The following is a 7,977-nucleotide window of genomic DNA, read 5'->3' as shown; positions in this document are numbered from 1 at the left end:
TTTAAGATTAATAGAAATATTGCAATTGCAATAGATAACACTTCACAGACTATTCCAGAAGTTAGGGCAGGACCTAATGTTTATGGGAATAGCTAATTCCAACAAAAAAGCATCTCTAAGGAATGTAATTACTTCGAGTAAAAGTAGTTTGCTTTAGATTATTAAATTACACAAAATCTTAATCAACATAAACTAAATATATTATTAAAATGCAAAACAAAGGACTTATAAAGCTTTTTGCTTTATTATTTGGGTTAGTTAGTATCTACCAGCTATCCTATACTTTCATCACAAGCAAAGTAGAAAAAGAGGCGAACGTTTTCGCAGCGAGCCGTATAACGGAAGCGGAAGATGGCTACGTAGTAAAAAGGGAAGTTGTAGCTGCAAACTATCTTGACTCTATTGGCAACAACAGTATTCTTGGGTATACCAATTATAATGAAGCCAAAAAGAAAGAGTTGAATAAAGGTCTTGACCTTAAAGGTGGTATCAACGTAACACTTCAGATTTCGGTTAAAGACATCCTTAAGGGATTGGCCAACAATACAAAAAGCCCAGTTTTTAATAAAGCTTTGGCCGATGCCGATGCTGCGTCTAAAAATAGTGATGACACTTATATTGAATTGTTCTTCGAAGCATTCGATAAAATTAAAGGAGAAACTAAATTAGCTTCACCTGATATTTTCGCCAACAAAGGTCTTAGTGATGAAATCAATTTTCAAATGTCAGATGATGAGGTTAAGCCTATCATCAGAAGAAAAATTGATGAATCTATCGTTTCTGCCTTTGAAGTATTAAGAGAGCGTATCGATGGTTTTGGAGTTACTCAACCAAACATTCAAAGAGAAGGTAATTCTGGCCGTATTTTGGTAGAATTGCCAGGAGCTAGAGATATTGCTCGTGCTCAAGACCTTTTGTCTAGTACTGCTCAATTAGAGTTTTGGGAAACTTACAAACAAAGCAACACAAGCTTTAGCACATTCCTTATTCAAGCGAATGAAAAATTAAAAGATATTGTAGAGGTAGAAAGACCAGAGCAGATAAAGGAGGAATCTGAATTAGATTCATTATTGTCTGATGTTTCTGCTGATTCTTTAGATTTAGCAACACAGGTAAATCCATTGTACGAATTGTTGATTCCTGCTAACCCAGGAACTAATGCAATGTTTCGTGCAGCTATTAAGGATACGGCAACTATCGGTTCTTATTTAAGAATGCCAGAAATTAGAAGGTTATTGCCTGCTGATATTCAGTTCACGAAATTTGTATGGGAAAGACCAGCTTCAGAAGATGTTGAAGTAATCGATTTATATGCATTAAAATCTAACCGTGATGGTACACCTAGAATTAGTGGTGATGTAGTAAGTGATGCTCGTGCAGATTTTGATCAGTTCAGTAAGCCTGCAGTTTCTATGACCATGAACACTAAAGGTGCTAAAGAATGGGAGAAATTAACTGGTGACGCTTATACAAACCAAACAGGTATTGCTATTGTTTTAGATAACAAGGTGTATACCGCTCCAGGTGTTTCATCTGGTCCCATATCAGGAGGTCGTTCAGAGATTACTGGTAATTTTACGGTAAACGAAACTAAAGATATTTCGAATGTTTTAAGAGCTGGTAAATTACCTGCTTCTGCAGAAATTATTCAATCAGAAATTGTTGGTCCTTCTTTAGGTCAAGAAGCTATTGATAGTGGTTTTATGTCTTTCTTAATCGCAATGGCGATCGTTCTATTATGGATGATCGGTTATTATGGTAAAGCTGGTGCTTTTGCCGACATTGCCTTATTATTGAACATCTTATTGATTTTCGGAGTACTGACAAGTTTAAATGCGGTATTAACATTACCTGGTATTGCCGGTATTGTCTTAACTATTGGTATGTCCGTTGATGCGAACGTGCTTATTTTTGAGCGTATCAAAGAAGAGTTGGCAAAAGGTAAAGGAAAGAGCCAAGCAGTTGCTGACGGATTTGGAAATGCCTTGTCTTCTATTTTAGATGCTAACATTACTACAGGTTTAACTGCTGTTATATTATTTATTTTTGGCTCAGGACCTATAAAAGGATTTGCAACTACCTTATTAATAGGTATTATAACATCTCTTTTTACCGCTATATTCATTACACGTTTATTAGTAGATTGGTATGTTGGGGGTAAAGGAAGAAGTTTAGACTTCTCAACTAGTTTTACTAAAAACCTTTTCAAGAATATAAATATTGATTTCTTGGTTAAAAGAAAGATAGCTTACATACTATCAAGTGTTTTGGTGGCTGTTGGTTTGTTTTCATTATTCTTTGGACCTGGATTGCAACAAGGTGTAGATTTCGTAGGTGGCCGTTCTTATACAGTTCGTTTTGAACAACCAGTTAATCCTTCTGAAATTGCATCTGAATTAAATACGGTTTTTGGAAGTGGTACCAATGTGAAAACATATGGCGAATCTAATCAAGTAAAAATTACGACTCCTTACAAAGTAGATGTTGAAGGTATTGAAGTTGATACTGAGATTCAGGATAAATTATATACATCGCTTCAGAAATACTTACCAGATGGTATCAGCAAAGATGCTTTCATTTTAGGTGGTGTAGATGATGAAGCTGTAGGGATTTTGAAATCGGTAAAGGTTGGTCCTACAATTGCGGACGATATTAAGAACAATGCGTTTTTAGCTATTTTAGGTTCTTTAGCGGTAGTATTCCTATATATCTTATTGAGATTTAGAAGATGGCAATTCTCATTGGGTGCCGTTGTTGCTGTATTCCATGATGTATTGATAGTATTAGGTGTTTTCTCGATATTCGGTAAGTTGATGCCATTTAACATGGAAATTGACCAAGCATTTATTGCGGCTATATTAACTGTAATCGGTTATTCATTGAACGATACAGTGGTTGTATTTGACCGTATTCGCGAAACATTGGCAGAACGTGGCTGGAAAGGCGGCGAGAATATTAACTACGCTATAAACAGTACTTTGGGTAGAACTTTGAATACCTCTTTGACTACATTAGTAGTATTACTTGCAATCTTCATATTTGGAGGTGAATCATTAAGAGGATTTATGTTCGCAATGATAGTAGGTGTCGTTGTAGGTACATATTCATCTGTGTTTATTGCAACTCCTGTAATGTTCGATGCATTAAGCAAGAAAATTACTTCTGGTAAAGAAGAATAAATTATTACTAACTCAACTTTTAAAATCGCTATCTCAAAAGGATAGCGATTTTTTTATGTGGTAGTGATATATCCAATCGAACCTGAAGGTGTTTTTTCTAAGGTGTAAACACTCTTTGGTTCTAAGTTAGGTTCTTTTCTGTGAGATACATATAGAATAGCCGTATTGGTTTCCTGTGCAATCTTGTTTACTAATATAACTAATAGAGCGGCAGATTCATCGTCCATTCCAGTAGTGGGCTCATCAAGTATAAGTAATGGAGGGTGCTTGACCATGGCTCGTGCAGTCATCACCAATCTTTGATTACCTGTTGATAGTTTATTAAAATAGGTATCTTTTATATCATAGAGATTTAATACTAATAACCACTGTTCAATAACCCTTTTTTGAACTTCGGTCGGTATTGTATAAAGACCAACGGAGTCGGTTAGTCCTGAGATTAACATGTTTTCTACAGTGTGCCTACCTTTAAATTTGTTGGTCATTGAAGGCGAATAGTAGCCTATTTTCTTTTTAATATCCCATACGGTTTCACCGCTTCCTTTTAGGTTTCCGAAAAGATATATTTCCTGGCCGAATGCTTTTGGGTTATCTCCCGTAATCATTGAAAGTATGGTAGATTTTCCACTTCCGTTGGCTCCGGTTAATTGCCAAAAATCCCCTTTATTTATAGTCCAGCTGATATTGTCAAGTATTTTTTTGTCTCCATAAGAAATACTAACATTCTTAAACTGTATTAATGGATTGTTAGCGCTAGCTAGATTTTCTAAAGGCTGCGGTATACTTAGGTCGCTAAAGGAGTGTTTCTTGGTTTGCTTTTCAAACGTTGAATCTTGAATTTCAGTAAAGGTGTCGAAAGTCAATCTTCCGCAATTCTGTATAAAAGAAAGCGTATCTGCCTTTCTACTCGCTATTTGTATAAAAGAAATGTGACTTGAATGTTCCTTTAGTATAGTTTTAAGTTCTTTTTGAAATGAGATATCTAAATTGTCAAAAGGATTGTCTAAAATAATAAAATTTGGTTTTTCTTTAAGTAAATAATGAAGCAAGGCCTTCTTTTGCTCTCCGCTAGACATTGTTTCAAGAGACTGAATGTCAGTGCTAATAATTTTATGGTCGTGTTTGTCTTCCTCGTCTATAAGTTTCTCTAAGGTGAAAGGAGAGTATAAAAGTCCTTTCTTATGCTGGTATTCTATTAGTTCATTGGGAATTTTGCACTTTTGAAAATCTTCTATGAAATTCTTTTTTGCAGAGTTATTGTCAATATAGATTACCCAATGATTCATTTATGCTTTAATTCTAAAAATATGAACAGGATTGTCTTTATAGGTAATGCTGAAGTCTATATACATTCCATTTTTTAATGCTATTTTCTGTGAAGGAATATTATTTACTTGGATAATAGATATCAAACTATCTGCCCATTTATTCTCAAAAGCCACATCTTTGCATTTTTTGGCTGCTTCGAAACCATAACCTTGTCGCCAATATTCCGGTAGAATAGAATAACCTATTTCTAATTCTTCTTTGTTATTTACGTTTTGAGCTAAAAGACCTGCAAGACCAATAAGTTTATTGGTTTCTTTTGAAAAAAGTGCATTCATGCCACCTGACTTTTCTTCATAGCGTTCGAGCATTCTTGAAAATTGTTCGTTACATGCTGTAATGGGGTCTTTTGGTATACCTGACCAATATTGACTACTTAAGGGTTCTTGGTGAAATGGGAGCCAGTTTTCAAAATCAGATGGCGATACTTTTTTAAAAAGTAAGCGTTCTGATTCTTCATTAAACAATACATAGTCTGGCATTTTACACTTGACTAAATTAATAGTAGAATTCGTAATTAGTTGCGACTGAAACTAACGCGGTCACCAATAGATATCCCTAAAGTTTCTGCAAGACCACCATTTATTTCAAGAACATATTTTATCGGAGCCATTGATGATAAACTCGTTTCATTAAAAGGTTGTGCATTTTCTTGCATGCTCGCAATTGTCATATCCTCTTTTATATAAATGATATCTAATGAAAATTCAGTGTTCTTCATATAAAAAGAGTGTATAGCTTCATTAGGGAATATAAAAAGCATTGCCTGATTGTTTTTCATACCTTTTCTATACATCAATCCCGTTTGTGTTTCGTAATCCGTTTCAGCAAATTCTATGTCGAACTTTGTTTTTAAAGTATCACTAGTGTTTGAATACACATTTAAATTTCCTTCCTGAGTAAATTCAATTTGTTGTGTGGAGATGGTTTTTTTAGCATTTTCCTTACAAGAGGAAAATATCAGCGAAAAAATTGCTATGAAAACCCAAATTAAACGTTTGAAACTTAGCATTAGGTATTTTTAGTTTTTCTGAACATGAAGAAAAGACCAGTTAGAATGAAAGGAATACTCAACCATTGTCCTGTTGATAAAACACCCAAGGTATCTTCAAAACCACCTTGACTTTTCTTAACGAATTCTACGAAGAAACGTACCGACCAAAGCAACACGAAAAACAACCCGAATAAGTATCCTGGTTTATTCTTTTTGTCAGTTTTCCAATATAAAAAGTAGAGTAGAATGAATATGAATATATAGCATATACCTTCATATAATTGAGCAGGGTGACGGTAAGGAATTTCTGCCAAATATTCTGAAAATTGTGGATTGTTTTCGATTGCTGCATATGCGGCATTCAATGTTTTTTCTTGAGTAATGCCTAATGCTTTCGATGGATGTAAATCATCTGAATCACGTATGAATTTCGTGGCGAAAATGAAGTTTTCATCTACAATTTTCCCATTAATTTCAGAATTAAAAAAGTTTCCTAAGCGAACACAAAAGCATCCGATTGCAACCGGAATTACCATTCTGTCAAATATCCAAAGCATGCTGAACTCAGGAAATTTTCTTGTATACAAGTAAGTGCCAACAATAATACCTAAAGTAGCTCCGTGACTTGCTAAACCTGTGAAGCCAGTAAATTCATAACCATTTATTAAACCGAATAACAAACTACCCGATTCACTTTCTCGAACAGGTAATAGAATTTCGGCAATGTGATTTGAGTAATAGGGCCAATCGTAAAAGAAAACATGCCCTAATCTAGCACCTAGCATAGTGCCCAAAACAGTATATATAAAAAGGGAATCTAATTGTTCTACCGATTTTTTCTCGTTGGTAAAAATTCTTTTCATGATAAACCACCCAAGGGCGAAAGCAGTTATCCAAAGTAGATTATAATATTTAATCTGTATAAATCCTATATTGAAAAGAGTTTCATTCGGATTCCAAATAATTCCTAAGAAATGCATGTGTTGTGTTTTGAAAGGCTAAGATAATAAATAGCCAACAGACAAATCGATTTTGTAATACAGAGTTGGGGTAAAAGTTTACCTAGTTATGAAAGATAGTATTTTTACGAATTCAACTTTTTAGGGTACAGGGTCGTATCCTTTACCACCCCATGGGTTACAGCTGAATATTCGCTTTATAGCTAACCAACCACCTTTAAATAATCCGTGTTTTTTTAAAGCCTCTAGCGTATATTGAGAACAAGTAGGGGAGTACCTGCAGGTTGCTGGGGTATAGGGTGATATTGCTAATTGATAAAAACGAACCAGTAGTACAAAAGGGGCAATCAGAATTTTTTTTATCGAAATGTTCAAAGCCGAGAATTAATACTGCAAATTTAATATAAAAGAGCTAATTCTATTAAAATAACAAGTCCGTATGTATTGTATACGGACTTGTTTGAATAGTTATAATTTTTTTAAGCTCCAATTCTTATTGGTTCTAGATGTTTTGCTTCTTCTTCAGAATATAATCTTGACCTAATTAAGAACCGTATGCCTAAGGGAATTTCTAGTGAAAAACTAGAACCTCTGCCTGGGGTAACGTCAATGGTTAATTGTGTGTGTTTCCAATATTCAAATTGGTCTTTTGACATATGAAAATCACATCCTTCAATATTACCTAGCCAAACATCATTATCATCGAGCATTAAATCACCTTTTGTAAAGCACATAGGAGAAGAACCATCACAACAGCCTCCACTTTGGTGAAACATAAGTTCACCATGTGTCTTTTTTAATTGAGCAATTATAGCTGCTGCTTTTTCGGTTACCAATACTCGTTTAGTTTTCATTTTTATTTTGTTTTCTAGAAGAATCCCATGGCCTTCTTATCATATGATATAAGCATGTTTTTGGTTTGTCGATAGTGAGCTAACATCATTTTGTGATTCTCTCTACCAATACCAGATTTTTTATATCCACCAAATGGTGCGTGAGCAGGATACAAGTGATAACAGTTGACCCAAACTCTTCCAGCTTTTATTGCTCTTGATATTTGATATGCTTGGTGCGTATCTCTAGTCCATACACCAGCACCTAAACCGTATAAAGTGTCGTTAGCGATTTCGATGGCTTCAGCTTCATCTTTAAAAGTAGTTACACAAAGTACCGGTCCGAATATTTCTTCTTGAAACACACGCATTTTATTATTGCCCTTTAAGATAGTTGGTTGTATATAGTAACCACCTTCTAAGCCCTCGTTGTATGCTTGCTCACCACCGGTGAGTACTTCGCAACCTTCTTCTTTTCCTATTTTTATATAACTCAATATTTTCTCAAATTGATCATTCGATGCTTGTGCACCCATCATTGTATTTGGGTCTAACGGATGTCCCATTTTTATGGCCTTGGTGCGTTCAATGACACGTGCTATAAACTTATCATAAATGCTTTCTTGAACTAACATTCTTGATGGACAAGTACAGACTTCACCTTGGTTTAAGGCAAACATATTGGC

8 protein-coding genes are annotated in these 7,977 nt (G+C 34.7%); 1 reads left to right on the top strand and 7 read right to left on the bottom strand.

Going from position 1 to position 7,977, the window contains the following annotated elements:
* Window positions 1-209 precede the first annotated feature (209 nt).
* Window positions 210-3,179 (top strand): protein translocase subunit SecDF, encoded by a 2,970-nt coding sequence (gene secDF, locus AACZ41_RS17910; protein ID WP_339629970.1) that lies wholly within the window; start codon window positions 210-212, stop codon window positions 3,177-3,179.
* Window positions 3,180-3,232: 53 nt separating this feature from the next.
* Here secDF and AACZ41_RS17905 read toward each other — a convergent pair whose 3' ends face one another.
* The 7 genes from AACZ41_RS17905 to AACZ41_RS17875 all read right to left on the bottom strand — a co-directional run.
* On the bottom strand, window positions 3,233-4,465 hold the full coding sequence (locus AACZ41_RS17905) for an ATP-binding cassette domain-containing protein (protein WP_339629969.1): 1,233 nt from the start codon (window positions 4,463-4,465) through the stop codon (window positions 3,233-3,235).
* On the bottom strand, window positions 4,466-4,987 hold the full coding sequence (locus AACZ41_RS17900) for a GNAT family N-acetyltransferase (protein ID WP_339629968.1): 522 nt from the start codon (window positions 4,985-4,987) through the stop codon (window positions 4,466-4,468).
* A gap of 35 nt (window positions 4,988-5,022) precedes the next feature.
* Complete coding sequence (locus AACZ41_RS17895; RefSeq protein WP_339629967.1) at window positions 5,023-5,517, bottom strand: DUF192 domain-containing protein; 495 nt, start codon at window positions 5,515-5,517, stop codon at window positions 5,023-5,025.
* Window positions 5,517-6,479 carry a prolipoprotein diacylglyceryl transferase gene (gene lgt / locus AACZ41_RS17890; protein WP_339629966.1) on the bottom strand — a complete coding sequence of 321 codons (963 nt, stop codon included), beginning with the start codon at window positions 6,477-6,479 and terminating at the stop codon, window positions 5,517-5,519. The genes AACZ41_RS17895 and lgt overlap by 1 nt, the downstream gene beginning before the upstream one ends.
* 120 nt (window positions 6,480-6,599) lie before the next feature.
* On the bottom strand, window positions 6,600-6,821 hold the full coding sequence (gene yidD, locus AACZ41_RS17885; protein ID WP_339629971.1) for a membrane protein insertion efficiency factor YidD: 222 nt from the start codon (window positions 6,819-6,821) through the stop codon (window positions 6,600-6,602).
* Window positions 6,822-6,937: 116 nt separating this feature from the next.
* Window positions 6,938-7,312, bottom strand: coding sequence for a DUF779 domain-containing protein (locus AACZ41_RS17880; protein ID WP_339629965.1), 375 nt, complete (start codon window positions 7,310-7,312; stop codon window positions 6,938-6,940).
* 14 nt (window positions 7,313-7,326) lie between these two features.
* A partial coding sequence (locus AACZ41_RS17875) for an aldehyde dehydrogenase family protein (RefSeq protein WP_339629964.1) occupies window positions 7,327-7,977 on the bottom strand: 651 nt, incomplete at its 5' end.

The organism is uncultured Maribacter sp. (genome assembly GCF_963974015.1).
Classification (GTDB): domain Bacteria; phylum Bacteroidota; class Bacteroidia; order Flavobacteriales; family Flavobacteriaceae; genus Maribacter.
The sequence above is the reverse complement of the archived record's forward strand: the minus strand, read 5'-3'. Positions and strand labels throughout refer to the sequence as shown.

Bases quoted from the DNA above. Each gene is read 5' to 3' on its own strand.
- secDF (WP_339629970.1), top strand. From the start codon at position 210: ATGCAAAACAAAGGACTTATAAAGCTTTTTGCTTTATTATTTGGGTTA.
- AACZ41_RS17905 (WP_339629969.1), bottom strand. From the start codon at position 4,465: ATGAATCATTGGGTAATCTATATTGACAATAACTCTGCAAAAAAGAAT.
- AACZ41_RS17900 (WP_339629968.1), bottom strand. From the start codon at position 4,987: ATGCCAGACTATGTATTGTTTAATGAAGAATCAGAACGCTTACTTTTT.
- AACZ41_RS17895 (WP_339629967.1), bottom strand. From the start codon at position 5,517: ATGCTAAGTTTCAAACGTTTAATTTGGGTTTTCATAGCAATTTTTTCG.
- lgt (WP_339629966.1), bottom strand. From the start codon at position 6,479: ATGCATTTCTTAGGAATTATTTGGAATCCGAATGAAACTCTTTTCAAT.
- AACZ41_RS17880 (WP_339629965.1), bottom strand. From the start codon at position 7,312: ATGAAAACTAAACGAGTATTGGTAACCGAAAAAGCAGCAGCTATAATT.